The 21782-nt window shown below is 75.7% G+C and carries 21 protein-coding genes and 1 pseudogene; 14 read left to right on the forward strand and 8 right to left on the reverse strand.

Features of this window, described 5'->3' with window-relative positions:
* Positions 1 to 118: 118 nt before the first annotated feature.
* Positions 119 to 2848 carry a pyruvate dehydrogenase (acetyl-transferring), homodimeric type gene (gene aceE, locus WAA21_RS08710; RefSeq protein ID WP_336922411.1) on the forward strand — a complete coding sequence of 910 codons (2730 nt, stop codon included), beginning with the start codon at positions 119 to 121 and terminating at the stop codon, positions 2846 to 2848.
* A gap of 219 nt (positions 2849 to 3067) precedes the next feature.
* Here aceE and WAA21_RS08715 read toward each other — a convergent pair whose 3' ends face one another.
* Positions 3068 to 3733 carry a hypothetical protein gene (locus WAA21_RS08715; protein ID WP_336922390.1) on the reverse strand — a complete coding sequence of 222 codons (666 nt, stop codon included), beginning with the start codon at positions 3731 to 3733 and terminating at the stop codon, positions 3068 to 3070.
* A 123-nt stretch (positions 3734 to 3856) separates the two neighbouring features.
* Between WAA21_RS08715 and WAA21_RS08720 the strand changes: the two genes are divergently transcribed.
* The 7 genes from WAA21_RS08720 to WAA21_RS08750 all read left to right on the forward strand — a co-directional run bounded on the left by WAA21_RS08720 (position 3857) and on the right by WAA21_RS08750 (position 11110).
* On the forward strand, positions 3857 to 5050 hold the full coding sequence (locus WAA21_RS08720; RefSeq protein ID WP_336922391.1) for a PucR family transcriptional regulator: 1194 nt from the start codon (positions 3857 to 3859) through the stop codon (positions 5048 to 5050).
* Positions 5051 to 5160: 110 nt separating this feature from the next.
* A complete protein-coding gene (locus WAA21_RS08725; RefSeq protein ID WP_336922392.1) occupies positions 5161 to 6360 on the forward strand; it encodes an acyltransferase domain-containing protein in 1200 nt (399 codons plus the stop codon).
* Between the two features lie 20 nt (positions 6361 to 6380).
* Complete coding sequence (locus WAA21_RS08730; RefSeq protein WP_442893253.1) at positions 6381 to 7415, forward strand: beta-ketoacyl-ACP synthase III; 1035 nt, start codon at positions 6381 to 6383, stop codon at positions 7413 to 7415.
* Positions 7416 to 7505: 90 nt separating this feature from the next.
* The gene (locus WAA21_RS08735; RefSeq protein WP_336922393.1) at positions 7506 to 7751 is read left to right on the forward strand and encodes an acyl carrier protein; all 246 of its coding nucleotides are present in this window, start codon (positions 7506 to 7508) and stop codon (positions 7749 to 7751) included.
* A 76-nt stretch (positions 7752 to 7827) separates the two neighbouring features.
* Positions 7828 to 9081 (forward strand): beta-ketoacyl-ACP synthase II, encoded by a 1254-nt coding sequence (fabF, locus tag WAA21_RS08740; protein ID WP_336922394.1) that lies wholly within the window; start codon positions 7828 to 7830, stop codon positions 9079 to 9081.
* Positions 9081 to 10520: an acyl-CoA carboxylase subunit beta gene (locus WAA21_RS08745; protein ID WP_336922395.1), complete on the forward strand. Its 1440-nt coding sequence runs from the start codon at positions 9081 to 9083 to the stop codon at positions 10518 to 10520. The genes fabF and WAA21_RS08745 overlap by 1 nt, the downstream gene beginning before the upstream one ends.
* The gene (locus WAA21_RS08750; protein ID WP_336922396.1) at positions 10517 to 11110 is read left to right on the forward strand and encodes a GNAT family N-acetyltransferase; all 594 of its coding nucleotides are present in this window, start codon (positions 10517 to 10519) and stop codon (positions 11108 to 11110) included. Before WAA21_RS08745 ends, WAA21_RS08750 begins: the two co-directional genes overlap by 4 nt.
* On the opposite strand, the gene WAA21_RS08755 is transcribed toward WAA21_RS08750, so the two are convergent.
* The 3 genes from WAA21_RS08755 to WAA21_RS08765 are packed head-to-tail and all read right to left on the reverse strand — an operon-like array spanning position 11107 to position 12665.
* Complete coding sequence (locus WAA21_RS08755; RefSeq protein ID WP_336922397.1) at positions 11107 to 11634, reverse strand: YbaK/EbsC family protein; 528 nt, start codon at positions 11632 to 11634, stop codon at positions 11107 to 11109. The two genes, WAA21_RS08750 and WAA21_RS08755, sit on opposite strands and share 4 nt — an antisense overlap.
* Positions 11635 to 11644: 10 nt before the next feature.
* Entirely contained in the window at positions 11645 to 12118 is a 474-nt protein-coding gene (locus WAA21_RS08760; protein WP_336922398.1) for a hypothetical protein, read from the reverse strand.
* Between the two features lie 52 nt (positions 12119 to 12170).
* Positions 12171 to 12665, reverse strand: a complete 495-nt coding sequence (locus WAA21_RS08765) for a DUF3145 domain-containing protein (RefSeq protein WP_336922399.1) — start codon at positions 12663 to 12665, stop codon at positions 12171 to 12173.
* A 287-nt stretch (positions 12666 to 12952) separates the two neighbouring features.
* Between WAA21_RS08765 and WAA21_RS08770 the strand changes: the two genes are divergently transcribed.
* The 4 genes from WAA21_RS08770 (at position 12953) to WAA21_RS08785 (ending at position 15852) form a co-directional block, all read left to right on the forward strand.
* Positions 12953 to 13378, forward strand: a complete 426-nt coding sequence (locus WAA21_RS08770; protein WP_336922400.1) for a hypothetical protein — start codon at positions 12953 to 12955, stop codon at positions 13376 to 13378.
* 71 nt (positions 13379 to 13449) lie between these two features.
* A complete protein-coding gene (locus WAA21_RS08775) occupies positions 13450 to 14757 on the forward strand; it encodes a hypothetical protein (RefSeq protein WP_336922401.1) in 1308 nt (435 codons plus the stop codon).
* The gene (locus tag WAA21_RS08780; protein WP_336922402.1) at positions 14754 to 15419 is read left to right on the forward strand and encodes a hypothetical protein; all 666 of its coding nucleotides are present in this window, start codon (positions 14754 to 14756) and stop codon (positions 15417 to 15419) included. Before WAA21_RS08775 ends, WAA21_RS08780 begins: the two co-directional genes overlap by 4 nt.
* A gap of 64 nt (positions 15420 to 15483) precedes the next feature.
* Entirely contained in the window at positions 15484 to 15852 is a 369-nt protein-coding gene (locus WAA21_RS08785) for a nuclear transport factor 2 family protein (protein WP_336922403.1), read from the forward strand.
* A 359-nt stretch (positions 15853 to 16211) separates the two neighbouring features.
* Here WAA21_RS08785 and speB read toward each other — a convergent pair whose 3' ends face one another.
* On the reverse strand, positions 16212 to 17231 hold the full coding sequence (speB, locus tag WAA21_RS08790) for an agmatinase (RefSeq protein ID WP_336922404.1): 1020 nt from the start codon (positions 17229 to 17231) through the stop codon (positions 16212 to 16214).
* Positions 17232 to 17269: 38 nt separating this feature from the next.
* On the opposite strand from speB, the pseudogene WAA21_RS08795 reads away from it, so the two are divergent.
* A pseudogene (locus WAA21_RS08795) lies at positions 17270 to 18544 on the forward strand (APC family permease).
* Here the strand turns inward: WAA21_RS08795 and WAA21_RS08800 are convergent.
* Positions 18502 to 19080 (reverse strand): Lrp/AsnC family transcriptional regulator, encoded by a 579-nt coding sequence (locus WAA21_RS08800; RefSeq protein ID WP_336922405.1) that lies wholly within the window; start codon positions 19078 to 19080, stop codon positions 18502 to 18504. The pseudogene WAA21_RS08795 and the gene WAA21_RS08800 overlap by 43 nt on opposite strands.
* Before the next feature lie 99 nt (positions 19081 to 19179).
* Here WAA21_RS08800 and WAA21_RS08805 point away from each other — a divergent pair, with 99 nt between their 5' ends.
* Positions 19180 to 20457: a trans-sulfuration enzyme family protein gene (locus WAA21_RS08805; protein WP_336922406.1), complete on the forward strand. Its 1278-nt coding sequence runs from the start codon at positions 19180 to 19182 to the stop codon at positions 20455 to 20457.
* Positions 20458 to 20467: 10 nt separating this feature from the next.
* On the opposite strand, the gene WAA21_RS08810 is transcribed toward WAA21_RS08805, so the two are convergent.
* Positions 20468 to 20920 (reverse strand): VOC family protein, encoded by a 453-nt coding sequence (locus tag WAA21_RS08810; protein ID WP_336922407.1) that lies wholly within the window; start codon positions 20918 to 20920, stop codon positions 20468 to 20470.
* The gene (locus tag WAA21_RS08815) at positions 20917 to 21507 is read right to left on the reverse strand and encodes a dihydrofolate reductase family protein (protein ID WP_336922408.1); all 591 of its coding nucleotides are present in this window, start codon (positions 21505 to 21507) and stop codon (positions 20917 to 20919) included. Before WAA21_RS08815 ends, WAA21_RS08810 begins: the two co-directional genes overlap by 4 nt.
* Positions 21508 to 21782: the final 275 nt, after the last annotated feature.

Genomic DNA, 21782 nt, shown 5'->3' on the forward strand with positions numbered 1-21782 from the left:
GGGCCAGGATGGGACCGGTACGGCACGGGCGACCCCCGGGCCGCCCCCGACGACGAGGGCCCGCACCGGGTCCGGAGACGACGCTGTGGAGGAACCCGTGGCTGACGACGCCGCACCGATGCTCGACGGCCTGCTGGCCCAGCTGCCGGACGTCGACCCCGAGGAGACCGCGGAGTGGCGCGCGTCCCTCGCGGCCGCGGTCGAGGCCGGCGGCAAGGAGCGCGCGCGCTACCTCATGCTGCAGCTGCTCCACGCCGCCCGCGAGCAGCACCTCGGCGTGCCGAGCCTCACGGCGACGGACTACGTCAACACCATCCCGCCGGAGAGCGAGCCCATGTTCCCCGGCGACGAGGAGACCGAGCGGCGCTACCGGCGCTGGATCCGGTGGAACGCCGCCGTCATGGTGCACCGCGCGCAGGCGCCCGGGATCGGCGTCGGCGGCCACATCTCGACGTACGCGTCGTCGGCGACCCTGTACGAGGTCGGGTTCAACCACTTCTGGAAGGGCCGCGACCACGAGGCCGGCGGCGACAACGTCTTCATCCAGGGCCACGCCTCACCCGGCGTGTACGCCCGCGCCTACCTCGAGGGCCGGCTGAGCGAGGAGCAGCTCGACGGCTTCCGGCAGGAGAAGTCCTCGCCGGTCGGCGGGACCTCCAGCTACCCGCACCCGCGGCTCATGCCGCAGTTCTGGGAGTTCCCCACCGTCTCCATGGGGCTCGGCCCGCTCAACGCGATCTACCAGGCGAGCTTCGACAAGTACCTGCACGCCCGGGGCATCAAGGACACCTCGCAGCAGCACACGTGGGCCTTCCTCGGCGACGGCGAGATGGACGAGCCGGAGAGCCGCGGCCTGCTCCAGGTGGCCGCGTCGGAGGGCCTGGACAACCTCACCTTCGTCATCAACTGCAACCTGCAGCGCCTCGACGGGCCGGTCCGCGGCAACGGCAAGATCATCCAGGAGCTCGAGTCGTTCTTCCGCGGAGCCGGCTGGAACGTCATCAAGGTCGTGTGGGGTCGTGACTGGGACCCGCTGCTCGCCAAGGACCGCGACGGCTCGCTCGTCCGGCTCATGAACGACACCCTCGACGGCGACTACCAGACCTACCGCGCGGAGAACGGCGCCTTCATCCGCGAGCACTTCTTCAACCGCGACCCGCGCACGAAGAAGCTCGTCGAGGGCATGAGCGACGCCGACATCTGGCACCTGCGCCGCGGCGGGCACGACTACCGCAAGGTCTACGCCGCGTACAAGGCAGCCACCGAGCACGACGGCCGCCCGACCGTCATCCTCGCCAAGACGGTCAAGGGCTGGGGCCTCGGCACGAACTTCGCCGGGCGCAACGCGACCCACCAGATGAAGAAGCTTGCGCTGGACGACCTCAAGAACTTCCGCGACGGGCTGCGCATCCCGGTCTCCGACGAGCAGCTGGAGAAGGACCCGTACCACCCGCCGTACTACCGGCCCGAGGACGGCGACGAGACGCTGGAGTACCTGCGCGAGCGCCGCCGCGTGCTCGGCGGCGGCCTGCCGAGCCGCAAGGGCTCGCGGGGGCCCATGAAGCTGCCGGCCGACGACGCCTACGCGGTCGCCAAGCGCGGCTCCGGCAAGCAGAACGTCGCCACGACGATGGGCTTCGTCCGCCTGCTGCGCGACCTCATGCGCGACAAGGAGTTCGGCCGCCGCGTCGTGCCGATCATCCCCGACGAGGCGCGCACGTTCGGGATGGACTCCTTCTTCCCGACGGCGAAGATCTACAACCCGAAGGGCCAGAAGTACGTCTCCGTCGACCGCGACCTCATGCTGTCGTACAAGGAGGCGAAGGACGGCCAGATCCTCCACGTCGGCATCAACGAGGCCGGCTCGCTCGGCGCCTTCACCGCCGCCGGGTCGTCGTACTCCACGCACGGCGAGCCGATGGTGCCGGTCTACATCTTCTACTCGATGTTCGGGTTCCAGCGCACCGGCGACTCCATGTGGGCCGCGGCCGACCAGCTGGCGCGTGGGTTCTTCCTCGGCGCGACCGCCGGGCGCACGACGCTGACCGGCGAGGGCCTGCAGCACGCCGACGGGCACTCCCCGCTGCTCGCCTCGACGAACCCCGCGGTCGTCTCCTACGACCCGGCCTACGTCTACGAGATCGGCCACATCGTCAAGGACGGTCTCGAGCGCATGTACGGCGACCGCGGCCCGGACGGGCGCGGCGAGGACGTCATGTACTACCTGACCGTGTACAACGAGCCGTACGTGCAGCCGGCCGAGCCCGAGGGCCTGGACGTCGAGGGCGTGCTCAAGGGCATGTACCGGCTGCGGGAGGGCTCCGGCGACGGCCCGCGAGTGCAGCTGCTCGCCTCGGGCGTCGCGGTGCCGTGGGCGCTGGAGGCCGCCGACCTGCTCCGCGAGGACTGGGGCGTCGTGGCCGACGTGTGGTCGGTGACGAGCTGGTCGGAGCTGCGCCGGGACGGCCTCGACGCCGACGCGGCCGCCTTCGCCGACCCGTCGGCGGAGCGGCGCACGCCGTACGTCACGCAGCGCCTGCAGGACGCCCCGGGTCCCGTCGTCGCGGTGACCGACTACATGCGGGCGGTACCGGACCAGATCGCGCAGTACGTGCCGGACCCGACGCGCTTCGTCTCGCTCGGCACGGACGGCTTCGGCTTCTCCGACACGCGCGCCGCCGCCCGGCGCTTCTTCAAGGTCGACGGCCCGAGCATCGCCGCCCGTGCGCTCGCCTCGCTCGCCGCGCGCGGCGAGGTCGACGGCGACGCCGCGGCCAAGGCGCACGAGAAGTACGCGCTCGACGACGTCACCGCCGGCAGCACCGGCAACGCGGGCGGCGACGCCTAGAGCCGTGCCTCGTCGCGGTCGTGGGACGCCGCGCACCGTCTCCCCCGGCGGGAGCGTGCGCGAGGTCCCACGACCGGGTCGGCCCGCTGCGTCGTGGGACCCCGCGCACCCGGTTCCGGCCGGGTGGGTGCGCGGGGTCCCACGACCGCTCGCGCCACGGGCTCGGACACGACTCGGCCGCGCCCCCCGGAGGGGCCGCGGCCGACGTGCGTGCGGGCGTCAGGGCCGGCGGGCGCGCTCCGCGGCCGTGATGGCCCGCTCGAGGTCGCGGCGCATGGCCGCGACGCCGGTGGCGTCGGGGTGCGCGCCCAGCGCGTCGAGGTGACGGCGGGCCTCGGCGAGGCGGTGGGCGTCGACCGCGGCCGACACCATCTCCCGGCCCGCACCGAGCGGGTGCTCGGTGGGGCGCCAGTGGCCCATGCCGAGGGACAGCGCGCCGTCGTCGTCGCCGGCCTCGCGCAGCAGCACGAGCCCGTGGGTGAGCGCCGTGCCCGACGGGTCCCGCTCGGCGGCGACGCCGAGGCGGCGCAGGGCCGCCTCGCGGTCGTCGGCCAGGGACAGCCGGGCGAGCTCGACCAGCGGGTACCACGACCGGGAGTCGTGGGCGAGCTCCTCCGCGAGCGCCCACACCGCGTCGGCCTGGGCCCTCTCGGGGTCGCCCCCGGCGTGCCCCTCCGCCGCGCGGCGACGCACGACGTTCGCCATCTCCGCGAAGCGGACCTCGTCGTTCGGGTCCTCCTTGAGCAGCGCGTGCAGGCGCTCCTCGTCGACGGACTCGTGCACGGTCGAGACGTGCTCACTCGTCGTCCCGACGTCCTTCGCGGGCACCTCGGCCCGGTCACGGCGTCGGAGCAGGCGGTTCCGCCAGCTACCCAGCGCAGCCACGCATCACTCCCCTCGTGGTCGTGCCGCCACAGTATCCGAGGGGTCGGTCACGGGCTCGCGGCCGCACGCCGCAGGCGACGGCAGGGCGTCCGGCACCCGCGCGGGCGGGCTACCGTGACGGCCATGGCGACGGCGCAGCGCGAGGTGCCGGCCCTGCTCAGCGAGGACTCGCTGCGGGCGCTGGAGTGGGCCGCCTCCGCCATCTCCGCCCGCGCCACCGCGCGGATGGACACCGAGCTGCCGTGGTTCCCCTCGCTGCCGCCGGAGGCGCGCGCCTCGGTCGGGCTCGTCGCGCAGTCCGGCGTGGCGGGGTTCGTGCGCTGGTGCCGCGACGGCGCGCCGGTCGGGCCGACGCTGCGCGGCATCGACCTGTTCGGGGCGGCGCCGCGGGAGCTCACTCGCCTCATCACCCTGCACCAGACCGTCACGCTGGTCCGGACCGCGATCGACACCTCCGAGCAGCTGCTCGAGGACACCATCGCGGGCGAGGAACTGACCCGCGCCCGGGAGCTGCTGCTGCGCTACGCGCGGGAGGTCGCCTTCGCCGCCGCCGAGGTCTACGCCCGCGCGGCGGAGAACCGCGGCGCGTGGGACGCCCGGCTGGAGGCCCTCGTCGTCGACGCGCTCGTGCGCGGCGAGGCCGACGACGGCCTCGCCTCCCAGGCCTCCGCGCTCTCGTGGCCGGTGGAGGCGCCGACGACCGTCGTCGTCGCGCCGGGCGACCCGCCGGCGCCCGCGCACCTGCTGCGCCGTGCGGCCCGCGCCCACGGCGTCGAGCTGCTCGTCGGCCAGCAGGCCGACCGCCTCGTCCTCGTGCTCGGCGGCGACGCCGACCCGATGACGGTCGCCACGGACCTGTGCGAGCACCTGGGCGAGGGGCCCGTCGTCGTCGGCCCCACCCGTCCCGGCCTGCCGAGCGCACCGCGCTCGGCCCGGGCCGCGCTGGCCGGCACGACGGGCGCGCGCGCGTGGCCCGGTGCGCCCCGGCCCGTGCTCGCCTCGGCCCTGCTCCCGGAGCGGGTCCTCGCCGGTGACGTCGCGGCGCGGCGCGCGCTCGTCGACCTCGTCCACGCGCCGCTGGTCGCCGCGGGCAAGGACCTCGTCGACACGGTCCAGGCCTACGTCGACTGCGGCGGCGGGCTAGAGGCGACGGCCCGCGCCCTGTTCGTGCACGCCAACACCGTCCGCTACCGCCTGCAGCGCGTCGAGCAGGTGACCGGCCTGCTCGCGACGGACCCGCGTGAGCGGTGGACCCTGCAGATGGCGCTGGCGCTCGGCCGCCTCGCGGCGCCGCCCCGGCGACCGGGGCCCGGCTGAGCGCCGATCAGCCGGGGCCGGGGCGTTTGTAGGGTTCCTACAGACAACCCACGGGTTTGTCGTGCCCGCCGTCCTGCCGGTGCACCGACGGCGTGCGCCAGTGTGACGACGTGCTCATCGTCGTCTGCCCCGGGCAGGGCTCCCAGAGCCCCGGCTTCCTCTCCCCCTGGCTCGAGCTGCCGGGCTTCGAGGACCGGCTGCGCTGGCTGTCCGCCGTCGCCGGCGTCGACCTCGTCGCCCACGGCACGACGTCGGACGCCGACACCATCCGCGACACCGCCGTCGCGCAGCCGCTCATCGTGGGCGCGGGCCTCGTGTCGCTCCTCGAGCTCTTCCCCCACCCCTCCGACGCGTTCCGGCTGACGGCCGCGGGCGCCGGGCACTCCGTCGGCGAGATCACCGCTGCCGCCGGCGCCGGGGTCATGACGGCGGAGCAGGCGATGGTCTTCGTGCGCGAGCGGGGCCGGGCGATGGCCGAGGCGAGCGCCGTGCGCCCCACGGGGATGAGCGCCGTGCTCGGCGGCGACGCCGAGGACGTCGCCGAGGTGCTGCGGCGCCACGGCCTCACGCCCGCCAACATGAACGGTGCCGGGCAGGTCGTGGCCGCCGGCACCCTCGAGCAGCTGCAGGCCCTGCGCGACGACCCGCCCGCCAAGGCGCGCGTCGTGCCGCTGCAGGTGGCCGGCGCCTTCCACACCGAGCACATGGCGCCCGCCGTCGGGGTGCTCCAGCAGTACGCCCGCGCGATCACCACCCACGACCCGCGGAGCCGGCTCGTGTCCAACGCCGACGGCACCGTCGTGCACGACGGCCGGGTCGTGCTGGAGCGGCTCGTCGCCCAGGTCGCGCGGCCCGTGCGCTGGGACCTGTGCATGGAGACCTTCCGTGACCTCGGTGTCACCGGCGTCGTCGAGATCCCGCCGGCGGGCACGCTGTCGAACCTCGCCAAGCGGGCGCTGCCCGGCGTCGAGGTGGTCGCCCTCAAGACCCCCGACGACCTGCCCGCGGCCCGCGCGCTCGTCGCCGAGCACGGCGGGCAGACCAGCCCGCTCGCCGTCAGCCCCACGTGGCGGCTCGTCGTGAGCCCGGCCAAGGGCCTCGTCACCATCGGCGACCACCCCGAGGGCGCGACGGTCGGCCCCGGCAGCGTCGTCGCGCGCGTCGAGGGTCTCCGCGACTCCTACGAGGTCACCGCCCCGCACGGCGGCACGGTCGTGGAGTGGATCGTGCACGACGGCGACCCCGTCTCCCCCGGCCAGCCGCTCGTGCGGCTGCACCCGGTCGGCAGCGCGGGCGGGGGCATGGCGTGAGCGGGACAGCGAGCACCCCGGTGAGCACGCCGGTGAGCAGCCCCGGCCGGCTGGCACCGCCCGTCGGCGCCGCGCACGCGCGCATCCTCGGCATCGGCGCGTACCGCCCGGAGCGCGTCATCACCAACGAGGAGGTGTGCACGTGGATCGAGTCCTCCGACGAGTGGATCCGCGAGCGCAGCGGCATCGTGGAGCGCCGGTGGGCCCGGCCTGACGAGAGCGTCGTCGACATGTCGCTCGCCGCGTCGCTCGAGGCGCTGCAGCGCGCGGGCGTGGCCCCCGCCGACGTCGACGCCGTGATCTGCGCGACCGTCACGTGGCCGTACGCGACGCCGTCGGCCGCCGCGGTCCTCACCGAGCGGCTCGGCGCGACCCCCGCCGCCGCCTTCGACGTGTCCGCGGCGTGCGCGGGCTTCTGCCACGCCGTGGCGCTCGCCAACGACATGGTCCGCGGCGGCAGCGCCCGCCACGTGCTCGTGGTCGGCGTGGAGAAGCTCTCCGACTGGACCGACCGCCACGACCGGGGCACCGCGTTCCTGTTCGGCGACGGGGCGGGCGCGGTCCTCGTCGGCCCGTCCGACCGGCCGGGCATCGGTCCCACCGTGTGGGGCTCCGACGGCGCGCAGTGGGAGGTCATCTCCCAGCGGACGGCGTGGACGGACATGCGCAGCGAGGACGGCGCCCGGGTCGACGGCGAGTGGCCGGCGCTCGTCATGGCCGGGCAGACGGTCTTCCGCTGGGCCGTGTGGCAGATGGCGCCCGTCGCGCAGAAGGCGCTGGACGCCGCGGGCGTGAGCATCGACGACGTCGACGTGTTCGTGCCGCACCAGGCGAACGTCCGCATCATCGACGCGATGGTGAAGCAGCTCGGCCTGCCCGCCCACGTGCCCGTCGCCCGCGACATCGTCACCAGCGGCAACACCTCCAGCGCGAGCGTCCCGCTCGCCCTGCACCGCCTCGTCGACGAGGGCGTCGCCAGGAGCGGCGACCTCGCGCTCCTCATCGGCTTCGGCGCCGGCCTGGTCTACGCCGCGCAGGTCGTCGAGGTCCCCTAGGCAGCACCACCCGCACCACCCGGCACGAACCCGCACGTTCCCGCACGTACCCGCACCTCAACCCACGCACGTCCAACAGGAGGAACCCCCATGGCAAGCGAGCAGGAGATCCTGAGCGGCCTCGCCGAGATCGTCAACGAGGAGACGGGCCTGCCCACGGACGCCGTCGAGATGGACAAGTCGTTCACCGACGACCTCGACATCGACTCGCTGTCGATGATGACGATCGTCGTGAACGCGGAGGAGAAGTTCGGCATCCGCATCCCGGACGAGGACGTCAAGAACCTCGCGACGGTGCGCGACGCCGTCAGCTACATCTCCCAGGCGCAGGGCTGACCGAGCGTCCCGGCGGGCCGGGGACCCCGTGTCCCCGGCCCGTGCCCGCCCCCTCCCCCACCCCCAGGAGCAGACGATGAGCCCCACCCCCGTCAGCGTGGTCGTCACCGGTCTCGGCGCCACGACCCCCATCGGCGGCGACGTGCCGAGCACGTGGGAGGCCGCGCTCAAGGGGACCTCGGGCGCCGCGACCTTCACGGGGCCGTGGGTCGACGACTTCGAGCTGCCCGTCACCTTCGGTGCGCAGGTCGCCGTGCCGCCCTCGGACGTGCTGGAGAAGGTCCAGCTGCGCCGGCTCGACCCGAGCTCGCAGTACGGCCTCATCGCCGCTCGCGAGGCGTGGGCCGACGCCGGCAGCCCCGACGTCGAGCGGACGCGGCTCGGCGTGTGCATGGCCAGCGGCATCGGCGGGCTGTGGACGCTGCTCGACAACTGGGACGCGATGAAGGAGAAGGGCCCGCGCCGGGTCTTCCCGCTCGCGATCCCCATGCTCATGCCGAACGCACCGGCCGCGACGGTGAGCCTCGAGCTCGGCGCCCGCGCCGGCGCGCACACTCCCGTCAGCGCGTGCGCGTCCGGCGCCGAGGCCATCGCGATGGGGCTGCAGATGATCCGCAGCGGCCGCGCCGACGTCGTCGTGTGCGGCGGTACCGAGGCGGTCGTCCACCCGCTGCCCATCGCCGCGTTCGCCGCGATGCAGGCGCTGTCGACCCGCAACGACGACCCCGAGCGCGCCTCGCGCCCCTACGACACCGGCCGCGACGGCTTCGTGCTCGGCGAGGGCGCGGGTGCCGTCGTGCTGGAGTCCGAGGAGCACGCCCGCGCCCGCGGCGCGACGGTCCACGCCCGGCTGCTCGGCGCCGGCATGTCCTCCGACGCGCACCACATCGCCGCGCCCGAGCCCGAGGGCATGGGCGCCGCGCGCGCCGTCGAGCTGGCGTTGGCGGACTCCGGCCTGCAGCCGGGCGACCTCGACCACGTCAACGCCCACGCGACGTCGACGCCGGTCGGCGACACCGCCGAGGCCCGCGCCATCCGCCTCGCGCTCGGCTCGGCCGCCGACTCCGTCGCGGTGTCCGGCACGAAGTCGATGACCGGGCACCTGCTGGGCGCCGCCGGGGCAGTCGAGGCCGTCCTCGCCGTGCTCGCGGTCCGGGAGCGCCTCGCCCCGCCGACGATCAACATCACCGACCTCGACCCCGAGGTCGACCTCGACGTGGTCCGCGACGAGCCCCGCGCGCTCGGCGACGGCGAGCGCGCGGTCACCGCCCTCAACAACTCCTTCGGCTTCGGCGGCCACAACGTCGCCCTCACCTTCCGGAGCGCCTGATGACCGCCGCCACGACCCGTCCGCAGACCGCCCCCGCGACCGACACCCTCGAGGTCGACGCCGACCCGCGCGACCCCGTCGTGCGCCTGCAGGCCTTCGCCGACCCGGGCTCGGTGGAGCTGCTGAGCCCGCAGGACGACTCCGGCATGCTCGCCGCGCGCGTCCTGGTCGACGGCGCCCCCGCGGTCGTGTTCGTGTCCGACGCCCGCACCATGGGCGGCGCGATGGGCGCCGCGGGCTGCAAGGTCATCGTCGCCGCGTACGAGCGCGCCCTGGCCGACGAGGTGCCGGTCGTCGGGCTGTGGCACTCCGGCGGCGCCCGGCTCGCCGAGGGCGTCGTCAGCCTCGACGCCGTGGGCCAGGTGTTCGCGATCATGACGCGGGCCTCGGGCAAGGTCCCGCAGATCAGCGTCGTCATCGGCCCCGCCGCCGGCGGCGCCGCGTACGGCCCGGCCCTCACCGACGTCGTCGTGCTCGGGCCGGACGGTCGCGTGTTCGTCACCGGGCCGGACGTGGTCCGCAGCGTGACCGGCGAGAAGGTGGACGCGCTGCGCCTCGGGGGACCCGAGCCGCACGGCCGCCGCTCCGGGGTCGTGCACGTCGTCACCGAGACCACCGAGGACGCCTACGCCCGCGGCCGCGACCTCGTGACCCTGCTCGGTCGGACCGGCACGGTCGACCCGGCGGACGTGACCGACCGGGACCTCGGCCGGCACCTGCCGGAGAACCCCAAGCGCGCCTACGACGTGCACCCGATCGTCGCCGACCTGCTCGACGCCGACGGCGAGCAGCTGGAGCTGCACCCGCGGTGGGCGCCGAACGTCGTCACGACGCTCGGCCGGCTCGGCGGCGGGACGGTCGGGGTCATCGCCAACAACCCGATGCGGCTCGGCGGCTGCCTGGACTCCTCCTCGGCGGAGAAGGCGGCCCGCTTCGTGCGCATGTGCGACGCGTTCGGCATCCCGCTGCTCGTGCTCGTCGACGTGCCCGGCTACCTGCCCGGCGTCGGGCAGGAGTGGGACGGTGTCGTCCGCCGCGGCGCGAAGCTGCTGCACGCCTTCGCCGAGGCCGTCGTGCCGCGCATCACGCTCGTGACCCGCAAGGCGTACGGCGGCGCCTACATCGCCATGAACGGCCGCTCGCTCGGCGCGACGAAGGTGTTCGCGTGGCCCGCGAGCGAGGTCGCCGTCATGGGCGCCGTCGCCGCGGTCCGCATCCTGCACCGCCGCCGCCTCGCCGAGGTACCGGACGACGCCCGCGCGCAGGTCGAGCTCGAGCTCGCCGCCGAGCACGAGCGCCTCGCGGGCGGCATCCCGCGCGCCATGGAGATCGGCGTCGTCGACGAGGTCGTCCCGGCCGCGCTCACCCGCTCCGCGCTGGCGACGGCCGTCGCGGAGGCGCCGGCCCGGCGCGGGCAGCACGGCAACATCCCGCTGTGAGCGAGCCGGGTGCGGCGTCCGCGGGCGCCGTGCCCGTCCGCGGCACGGAGCGCCTGGTCCTGCGCGGCTTCACCGACGCCGACCGGGAGCCGTTCGCCGCGCTCAACGCCGACCCGGCCGTCATGGAGCACTTCCCCGAGCCGTACGGGCAGGCCCGCTCCGACGCCTTCGTCGACCGCATCCTCCGCAGGTGGCTGGAGCGCGGGTACGGCCTGTGGGCGCTGGAGCGTCGGGACACCGGCGCGTTCATCGGGTACACGGGCCTGTGGCCGGCCGAGTTCGAGGCGCCTTTCACGCCCGCCGTCGAGGTGGGCTGGCGGCTCGCCCGCGAGCACTGGGGTCACGGTTTCGCGAGCGAGGCGGCGCGGGAGTCGCTGCGGTTCGGCTTCACCGAGGTCGGGCTGGCGGAGGTCGTGTCGTTCACGGCGACGCCGAACGAGCGCTCGTGGCGGGTCATGGAGCGGATCGGCCTGCGGCGTGTCGTCGACGGCGACTTCGACCACCCGGGCGTGCCGGAGGGACACCGGCTGCGCCGGCACGTGCTGTACCGGCTTACCCGCGAGCAGTGGAAGGCGAGCGGCGCGACCTAGCGCGCGAGCCCGTCGACGACCTCCGCGCCGGGCAGCGCGCCCACGAGCAGCCCCGGCACCACGAGCTTGGATCGTCGCAGACCCGACCCGACGACCACCCACGGCGTCGCGGCGACGGCGGCGTCGACGAGCAGCAGCCACCCCGCCGGCAGGCCGACGGGCGTGATGCCGCCGTACTCCATCCCGGTCTGCTCGACGGCGTCGGCCATCGGCGCGAACGACGCCTTCCGCGCGTCGAGCCGGCGCCGCACGACGCCGTTGACGTCGGCGCGCGTCGTCGCGAGCACCACGCACGCGGCGTAGCGGACGTCCTCGCCGCGTCGGCCCGCGACGACGACGCAGTTCGCGGACACCTCGAGCCCGACGTCGTACGACGCGCAGAACGCGGCCGTGTCGGCGAGGTCGGGGTCGATGGGCGCGACGAGCACCTCGTCCGGCGGCAGGTCCTGCGCCGCGGCCGCGACGGGCGCGGCCAGCAGGTCGGGACGGTCCAGCGCGGGTGCGGTGTCGAGGGTGCCGAGCACGTCGGCGAGGCTAGCCCGCCCGGCCCGGCGCACCCGACGCGCCCGACGGGCCCACGACCACCCGCAGCCGGGGCACGAGGACGGCGGCCGGCCCGACCGTCCGCCGCGGGAGGCGCTGCTCGGCCGCGTCCACGAGCCACAGCACCGAGACGACGCACGCGTACAACCCCACACCGACGGCGAGAAGCCCGCCCACCTGGCTGAGAGCGTCGGACGTGTACGGGTCGCCGTAGGGGTCGCCGTACAGGCCGGCGCCGTCACCGACGTTCGCCGGCAGCAGCAGGACGCCGGCGACGACCGCCGACAGACCCTGCAGCCGGAAGGCGGCGGCGGCGTGGGCCCGGAGGAAGCCGTCGACACGCCTGAGCCGGGCCGCCAGGGCGAGGACGGCCGCGCCGAGCACCGGCACCACGGACCACAGCGCGTGCGCACTCGCCGCGCCCAGCAGCACCCCGGTGCCGCGGCCGGGCGCGTGGACGGTCACGGCACCGACGGTACGTCGGGCCGGTGCTGTGCCGCGTTGCGCGGGCGGAACGTCACCCGACCCGGTGCAGCCAGCGGACCTGCGCGTCGTCCCCGGCGTGCCGGAACGGCTCGAGCTCGCGGTCCCACGCGGTGCCGAGCGCGACCTCGAGGCGGTGCCGCACCTCGACGTGGTCGGTCTCGGCGAGCGCCGTGCGGATGCGGTCCTCGGGCACGACGGTGTTGCCGTGCACGTCCATGACGGCGTGGAACAGCCCGAGGTCCGGCACGTGGCTGAACCGGGCGCCGTCGCAGCCGCGGCTCGGCTCCTCCGTCACCTCGTAGCGCAGCTCCGACCAGCCGCGCAGCGCGCTGGCCAGCCGCGCACCGGTGCCCTGCTCGCCCTGCCACGACAGCTCGGTGCGGAACAGGCCGGGCCCGAGCGGCTGCGGCGTCCACTCCAGGTCGACGCGCATGTTGAGCACGCGCCCGGTGGCCCACTCCACGTGCGGGCACACGGCGCGTGCAGCGGAGTGCACGTACAGCACCCCGCGGGTGACGACAGGCATGGTCTCTCCTCCACGTCCGAGGGTCGTCTTCCCCAACGGCCTCGATCGCGGAACAGCCTGCCCGGCCGACGCCAGTGTGGCGCACGCGGCGCGCCGACACCACCCCGACCCGCCGACGCGTGGGGCTCGCCGCGAGGGTCGAGGTCGGGGGTCGAGGTCGGGGGTCGTGGTCGGGGGTCAAGGTCCGGCGCGGGCGTGCCGATGACGCACCTGCCGGGACCGACCCCTCGTCCCGGACGCCCACCCGCCGGCGACACGGCGGGCGCTGCGCACACGGAGGACCACTGATGGACGGAGCCGAGCTCCTCGCCGCCCAGGCCTACGACGAGGGGGTCATCACCGAGGTCATCCGCCCCGCCGCGATCGTCCCGGAGGGCGCCGCCCGCGCGATCCTCGTCGAGCTGAGCCTCGGCGACGTCAGCTCCGGCGGGGTGTGGCACTCCACGACGACGATGTGGTCGCGCTACGACCGGCCGTGGACGGGCTCGCCGGGCACGACCGGCGCCGAGCTCATCGGCAGCGTGCAGGTCGCCTACGGCACCCCGACGAAGTACGAGATCACGCTCTACCGCGTCACGATCACGAAGTTCGGTCAGGAGAACGGCTGGACGGTCGAGCTGCTGAGCGACGAGGCGCTCGGCTTCGGCGGGCTCACGCTCGCCGAGTGCCCTCGCGCGGCCCTCAACGCGCCGCCCAAGCCGTTCCGGTTCTGACCCGGATCGGGCGATACTCGCTCGCGTCCCTCCCGGGCGACCGCCCGGGACCCGGCGAGCGGAGGTGGGCGGTGGCAGGGGTCCCCGTGTGGTGCTCGGTGCTCGCGCACGCCGTCGGCACGACGGACTGGCAGCTGGTGCTCCGGCGCACGGGCATGCCCTTCCGCGCGCCCGGCGAGGCGCCCGGACGCTCGCTGCGCGCCGTCGGCGCGTCGGTGCTCGCCGGGTGCGCCGCGAGCGGGGCCGCGACGGCCGCGCTCGCCGCGGCGACCGGGCTGCGCGGCAGCGCCCTGCGCGGAGCGCTGGCGCCGTGGCTCGCCTCGCCCGCGGCGCCGTTCCCGGTCCTCGGCGCCCCGTTCTCCGCCGTCCTCGACACGACGGTGTGCCGCCGAGCCGGGCGGCTCGGCACCCGCGGCCCGTCCGAGGCGAGCCGCACGCTGCTCGGCACGGTGGCCTACGGGGCGGTCCACGGCCTGGTGACCGCGCTCGCGGGGTACGCCGTCGACCGGGTGGCGCCCGTCCCGGCCGAGCCGCCGCGTCCCACCCCCGCGACCCGGCTCGACGTCGCGGGCCCGGACGTCGACGAGCGCAACGGACCGGACGGCTACGTCGTCTACCTCGACGGGGTGGGCCGCTGCGAGCGGCGGACGACGCCGGTCGCCCGCGCCTTCGCCGGGGCCGTCGGGGACCGGCTGCCCCGCTGGCACGTCGTGCTGTCGCTCATGCCGAACGACGTCACCCAGGAGCCCGCCTTCCTGCGCCCGGTCACCGGCGGGCTGTGGGGACGGCTGTACCGGGCCGACAGCCGCTGGCTCGTGGCGCGCGGGGTCTGGGAGGCCGTCGTCGCGCTCGACCCGCGCTACCGGGACCGGCTCGCGGCCGCGCACACGAGCGCGCTCGTGGCGCACCTGCGGGCGGCCGGCTACCGGGTCGGCAGCGGCACGCCCGTGGTGCTCGTCGGTCTGAGCGGCGGCGCGCAGACCGCGCTGCGGGCCGCCTCCGAGACCGCGCAGGCCCTCGGCGGCGCGCCGCTGGACGTCGTGACGTTCGGCGCGTTCGCCGACGGCTCCGCCGACCTGCGCGGCGTGCGGCGCGTGCACGCCGCCGTGTCGTGGGGCGACCCGGCGGAGCTGCTGCCGGTGCTGCTGTTCCCGTCGCGGTGGACCGCGCTGGGGGTGGGTGCCTGGCACCGCGCGAAGCGGCAGGGCCGCGTCGTCGTGCGCCGCCACGACTTCGCCACCCACGTCGGCGCGTCGGGCTACCTGAGCGCCACCGCCCGCACCCCCGACGGCCGGACGCGCCTCGCGCAGGCCGCCGACCTGGTGGCGCGGGCCGCGCAGGAGCTGAGCCGTGGCGCGCGCAGCCGGACGGCCCCGTGACGCAGCGTCCGCGCCGTCCGGCGCCGCTGTCCCCCGCCGCGGTGAACGCGCTGCGCGAGGCCGACCCGGCCGAGCGCCTCGAGGCCGCCCACGCCAGCGCCGCGGCCGTCGTGTCCCGGCTGCGGGACGGCAGCGACCCGGGGGCGGGCGCGCGCATGGCGGCCGCGGTCGACACCGACGAGGGCCTGGACGCCGCCGCGCGGCTGTGGGCGGTCGCGGCGCCCGTGTCGCTGCCCGGGGCGCTGTGGCGGCTGCTCGCGCTGCGGGCGGGCGTCCGTCGCGCCCCGGCGCAGGCGGCGCTGGAGTACGACGCGGGACGCCGGCAGCTGCCGGTGGCGGAGGTCGTCGCGGGCGTCGCGCAGCCGCCGGGCCCGGACGAGGTCACCGCGATGGTCGACGCCGTCCTGCACGGGGTGGGTGAGGGCGACCTCGACGTCACCTTCGAGCGCGCGGCGGCCTTCGCGCGGGTGTGCTCGGTGGGCCGTGCGGTGCTGGCCGACCAGCGTCACGTCGGCCGCGACGACGGCGACGCGGACGCCGTCGCCGTGCTCGACGCGGAGCTCGACGCGACCCGCCTCACCCGCTCCGCCTCCGCGCTCGTGCAGACCGCCGAGCACCTCGAGGCCTCCGCGCGGCGCTGGCGGCGCAACGACCTCGACTGACGGCGCACCGTCGGTCCGGGGAGCGGGCTTGTCCGGGTGCCGTGGTCGGTGTCACCGTCCCGGCGTGGACGTCGGCACGGAGGACCTGGCCGCGGCGGAGCGCCGCCTGCTGCAGGCCCAGCGCACGAACGACGTGGCGGCCCTCGACGGGCTGCTGCACCCGGGCGTCGTGGGCCGAGGGCCCGACGGGTCGACGTTCACCAAGGAGGAGGACCTCGACGCGTACCGCTCGGGGCGGCTGCGCATCGTGTCCGTCGAGGAGCGCTCCGTCGACGTGCAGGACGACGGCACGAGCGGCGTGACGCGCACCGTGGTGGACGTCGAGGCCGTCCAGGGCGGCGCGACGGCGGTCGCCCGCATGCGCTACACGCGGTTGTGGGTGCGCTCGGAGACCGGGTGGCAGGTGCTGGCCGCCGTCTTCGAGCCGGTCTGAGCGGGACCGGGCCGTCAGACGCAGCGACGCCGCCCCCGCGGTGGCGGGGACGGCGTCGTGGGGGTCAGCGGGTGCCGGACCGGAAGCGCCTCTCGGCGTGTGGCCGCTCGTAGCGGCAAATGATGGAGCCCGGGGCTTTCGCGGCCCGACACCCACGACCACCGTAACGGACCGGACGCGGAAGGTGTTCCCCGGCGCGGTCCCTCACCCTCAGGGCTGCACTGCAGCGCCCACGCCGGGCCGCACGGCCGTCACCCCGCCACCACGGCTGCAGTGCAGGGCCCAGGGCGGCCGGGGTGGCCCGGGGACCGCCACCACGGCTGCAGTGGACGTCCCGGGGCGGCCGGGCCCGTCCGGGGTCAGCGGCCGTCGAGCAGCGGCCCGGCCGGGTCGGGGAACCGCTCTCCCGCCGCCTCGCGCCGCCGGCGCGCCATGCCCGACAACGCCTCGAGCACCACCCGGTTGCCGAGCGCCGCGGTGATGTCGGCGTGGTCGTAGGGCGGGCTCACCTCGACGACGTCGACGCCGACGACGGGCAGCTCGAGGCAGATCCGGCGCACGGCGTCGAGGAGCTGCCGCGCGGTCAGCCCACCCGGCTCGGGCGTGCCGGTGCCGGGCGCGTGGCCGGGGTCCGCGACGTCGATGTCGACGGACAGGAAGACGCCGTCGCACTCGTCGGTCGCGGTCACGAACGCCTCGTCGAGGCAGTCGGTGAGGCCGCGCGCGACGATCTCGGTCATCTCGAAGGAGCGCATCCGCTGCGCAGCCATCCACGCGAGCGTGTCCGGCCCGGGCCAGTACCCGCGCAGCCCGATCTGCAGGAAGCGGTCCCCGCGCAGGGCGCCGGACTCGATGAGCCGTCGCATCGGCTGCCCGTGCCCCCACAGCGACCCGAACTCGATGTCGCCGGTGTCGGCGTGCGCGTCGAAGTGCAGCATCGACACCCGGCCGTCGCCGAGGGCGTCGGCGGTACCGCGCCCCGTCGCGTAGGTGATCGAGTGGTCGCCACCGAGCACGACCGGGACCGCGCCCGCCCGCCGGACCGCGGCGACCGCCTCGCGCAGCCGGGCGAGGCTCGTCTCGATGTCGCCCGGCGGCATCTCGACGTCGCCCGCGTCACGGACGACGAGGTCCGCGAGCGCGTCGACCCGCAGCGCCAGGCTGGGCCGCGAGCCGTCGTGCGGCAGGTAGTCCGTCGAGCGGATGGCCTGGGGTCCGAACCGCGTGCCCGGGCGGTGGGAGGTCCCGCCGTCGAAGGGCGCGCCGAGGACGACGACGTCCGCACCCGCCAGCGAGGCGGTGTCCCGCCAGTCGCAGCGCTCGACGCCGAGGAACGTGATGTCGGGCCCGAACTGGGCGCCGTAGCGGGGCTGGGACATACGGCGGAGCGTACGAGCCGTCGCTAGCCTCGGGGCACGTGAGCGAGCCCGCCCGCCTCGCCCGTCGGCTCGGGACGGGTGACGCCGTCGTCGTGGGGCTCGCCGCCATGATCGGCGCGGGCGTGTTCGTCGCCTTCGCCCCCGCTGCCGCGGCCGCCGGGAACCTGCTAGTGGTCGGTCTCGCGCTCGCGGCGCTCGTCGCCTGGTGCAACGCGACCGCCTCGGCCCAGCTGGCCGTGCAGTACCCGACCTCCGGAGGCACGTACGTGTACGGCCGGGAGCGGCTCGGGCCGTGGCCGGGCTTCGTCGCGGGCTGGGGCTTCGTCGTCGGCAAGACGGCGAGCTGCGCCGCGATGGCGCTCACCTTCGCCGCGTACGTCGCGCCCGACGGCTGGCAGCGGCCCGTCGCCCTGGTCGCGGTCGTCGTCCTCGCCGCGGTGGGCTACCGGGGCGTCACGCGCACGGCGGGGGTGGCCCGCGTCCTGCTCGCCGTCGTGCTCGTCGGCCTCGCCTGCGGTCTGCTCGCCGCGTGGCTCGGCCGGCCGGCGCCGCCGTCGCTCGCACCGCTCGGGGCCGAGGACGGGCTGACGGGCGGCGGGGCCGTCCTCGGTGTCCTGCAGGCCGCGGGCCTGCTGTTCTTCGCCTTCGCCGGGTACGCCCGCATCGCGACGCTCGCGGAGGAGGTCCGCGAGCCACGGCGGACCATCCCCCGCGCGGTGCTGGTGGCCCTCGGCGGCGCCGCCGTCACCTACCTGCTCGTCGCGCTCGTCCTGCTGGGGACCCTGGGCGCCGACGGCACCGCGGCGGCGCCCGCACCGCTCGCCGCGGCCGTCGCGGCCGGGACGCAGTCGTGGGCTGTGCCGGTCGTCGCGGTCGCCGCCGCGGCCGGGTCGCTCGGCGCGCTGCTCGCCCTGCTCGCCGGGGTCAGCCGCACGACGCTCGCGATGGCGCGGGAGCGGGACCTGCCCGGCTGGCTCGCCGCGGTGCACCCGGTCCACCGGGTCCCGCACCACGCCGAGCTCGCCGTCGCGATGGTCGTCTGCGTCCTCGTGCTCGTCGGCGACGTCCGCGAGGTGATCGGCTTCTCCTAGTTCGGGGTGCTCGTGTACTACCTCGTCGCCAACCTGAGCGCGTGGACGCAGACGGGTGCGGACCGCCTGTACCCGCGCGCGCTGCAGGTGCTGGGGGCCGTCCTGTGCGCGGTGCTCGTCGTCACCCTGCCGCCGGTGAGCGTGCTGGGCGGCGTCCTCGTGCTCGCGGTGGGCGTCAGCTACCGGCTGCTCGCGCTGCGGGGACGCCCGGCCGACGCCTGAGGCTCGCGTGGCGCCCGGGTCCCCGAGCGGCGCGCAGGAGCGGCCTCCGGACGGAGCGGGACGCCGACCCCGCGCCGCTCCTCGAAGACGAGGTGCGTCTCCACCTGGCGCACGCTCGGGTGGCTCGTCACGTGCTCGAGCACGAGGTCACGCAGCCGCTCCGCGCTCGGCACGGCCACGTGCACGAGGAAGTCGTCCTCACCGGCGAGGTGCAGCACCGACAGCACCCCCGGCACCGCGACGAGGTGGTCGTAGATGGCCGCCACGTGGGCGCGGTCGTGCGTGCCGAGGCGCACCTTGACGACGGCCCGCAACGGGTGGCCGAGCGCGGCGGCATCGAGGTCGACGCTGCTGCCGGTGACGACCCCGGCCCGGCGGAGCGCCCGCAGCCGGCTCGCGCACGTGCTCTCGGCGATGCCGGCGAGCGCGGCCAGCGACGCGTTGGTCGCGCGGCCGTCGGCCCGCAGACCCTCGAGCAGGGCGCGGTCCACGTCGTCGAGGGACGGCTGCACGTTCTGCGGCTCGGGTCCGGGCACGTGGCGTCCTCCTCGCTCATCCTGCGAACCCAGGCCCCTCTAGCCGCAGGTCCTGCGGCCGATGTTGTCACAGACCGGGGAACCGTCGACCCTGACGCCATGACGCCGTCGTCGGACCCCTTCGCCTCGCCGCTGCACCTGGACTCCCTCGCCGTGCACGCCGGGCGCGACGACCTCGCGGCGCTGGGCGTGCACGCGCCGCCGCTCGACCTGTCATCGACGAGCCCGCTGCCCGACGTGGAGTCCGGCGGCGCCTCGTACGAGGCGATGGCGACGGGCCACCACCCGCTCGCCGAGGGCGGCCACGTGTACCAGCGGCTGTGGAACCCGACCGTCGCCCGGTTCGAGGCGGCGCTGGCCCGCCTGGAGGGGACGGCCGAGGCCGTCGGCTTCGCCTCCGGCATGGCGGCGCTGACGGCGACGGTGCTCGCGTGCACGACCGACCCGGAGCTGACGGGCGGGGCGCCGAAGCGGCACGTGCTCGCCGTCCGCCCGCTGTACGGCGGCAGCGACCACCTGCTCGCGAGCGGCCTGCTCGGCACGGAGGTCACGTACTGCCGGGCCGAGGAGGTGGCGCAGCGGCTGCGCCCGGACACCGCGCTGGTGGTGGTGGAAACACCCGCCAACCCGACGCTCGACCTCGTCGACGTCGCCGCGCTGTGCGCCGCGGCCGGCGGCGTCCCCGTCGTGGTCGACAACACGTTCGCGACGCCCGTGCTGCAGAACCCGGCGGCGCTCGGGGCGGACCTCGTGCTGCACAGCGCGACCAAGTACCTCGGCGGCCACGGCGACGTCGTCGGCGGCGTGGTGGCGTGCAGCGAGCGGTTCGCGGCGGCGCTGCGCCGGGTGCGGGCGGTGACGGGCGGGCTGCTGCACCCGCTCGCGGCCTACCTGCTGCACCGCGGCCTGCCCACCCTGCCGGTCCGCGTCCGCACCCAGCAGGCCGGCGCGCAGCACGTGGCGGCCTGGCTGGCGGCGCACCCCGCCGTCGCCCGCGTGCACTACCCCGGCCTCGACGACCCGGACGGTCTCGTCGGTGCCCAGATGCGCGGGCCCGGCGCCGTGCTCGCCGTCGAGCTGCGCGGCGGCTACGAGGCCGCGAGCACGCTGGTGCGGTCCGTGCGGCTCCTCACGCACGCGGTGAGCCTCGGTGGCGTCGACTCGCTGCTGCAGCACCCGGCCGCCCTCACGCACCGCCCCGTCGCCGCCGAGGCGAAGCCGTGCGACGCGCTCGTGCGGCTCAGCATCGGCCTGGAGGACCCGGACGACCTCGTCGCCGACCTCGACCGGGCGCTGTGCGCGGCCGCGGCGACGCCCGCGGGGTCGCTCGGTCGTCCGACGGGCCCCGCGAGGACGGCGGAACCCGTCGGCGCCTGAGCGCGGACCCTCAGCCCTCGCCGTCCTGGCTCGGCTGACCGGAGCCGGCGATGTTGACCATCCACTGCACGCCGAAGCGGTCGGTGACCATGCCGAACTCGTCACCCCACGGGGCGACCGCGAGCTGCTCCTGCACCTGCCCGCCGTCGGCGAGGCCGTCCCAGTAGCGGTGGAGGGTCTCGGCGTCCTCCGGGCCGCCGGACAGCGAGACGGCGTGCGCGGCGGTCCCCCGGGGCTGGTCGAGCATGTGGGCGGGCGTGTCGGAGGCCATGAGCACCCAGCCGAGGTCGGTGACGAGCTGGGCGTGCATGGTCTTGTCGGCGTCGGGCGAGCCTTCCTCGGCCATGCCGAACTCGGCGAAGGAGCTGCGGGTCAGCTCGCCGCCGAAGACGCGCTGGTAGTGCTGCATGGCCTCGTGGGCGTCGTCGACGAAGTTGAGGTACGGGTTGAGGTTGGCGGTCATGCCGGGGTGGACGGTCCGCCCGCGCGGAACTCATCGCCCGGCACGTAGCGGTGCGCGACGGCGCCGCTGCCGAACACCTGCCGGTCCACGAGGCGCAGGGTCAGCGGTCGGCGGAGCCCGTCGAGCAGCGTGGGCCCGCGCCCGGCCACGACCGGGTGGACGACGAACACGTACTCGTCCACCAGCCCGAGGTCGGCGAGGGCGAGCGGCAGCGTGACCCCGCCGAGGTGAACGGCGCCCCCGGGCTGGTCCTTGAGCCGCGTGACGGCCTCGGCGAGGTCCCCACGCAGCAGCTCGGCGTTCCAGTCGACGTCGTCCATGGTGCTCGAGACGACGTACTTGCGAGCGGCGTCGATGCTGCTCGCGAACGGGACCATCCAGTCCGCCATCCAGTCCGGCCACGTGCCGTCTGGTGAGCGGCGCCACGCCGACTCCATCATCTGGTAGGTGACGCGGCCGAGGAGCATGGCGTCGGCGGCCGCCAGCTGCTCGCCCCACCAGCGGTGCAGCTCCTCGTCCGGCCCGACGGCTTCGTGGTGGACGCACCCGTCGAGGGTGACGTTGATGGCGTAGCGCAGTGGTCTCACAGCAGCCTCTCGAGTCCTCCGACTGTCCCTGTCGCCCTCCACGACCGCTGTCGCCCGACGTTCTCATCGGGCGTCCCTCCCCTCCCCGCGGAGAGTGGCGTCGAGCGCCATGGGGGCACAGTGGGGGTACACCCCGCGCCCCACACGTGCCGACCCGCCCCTGTGCAACCGAGCGGCACGGTCCGGCCTCGACGACGAACCGCCCTGTAGGGCTGTCGACCTTCGGGACATGCTTGACAGATCTGTGTCGGTAGATCCTTGACACTCATTCGTTT

Origin of the sequence: Aquipuribacter sp. SD81 (genome assembly GCF_037153975.1) — a bacterium.
Taxonomy (GTDB): Bacteria; Actinomycetota; Actinomycetes; order Actinomycetales; family JBBAYJ01; genus Aquipuribacter.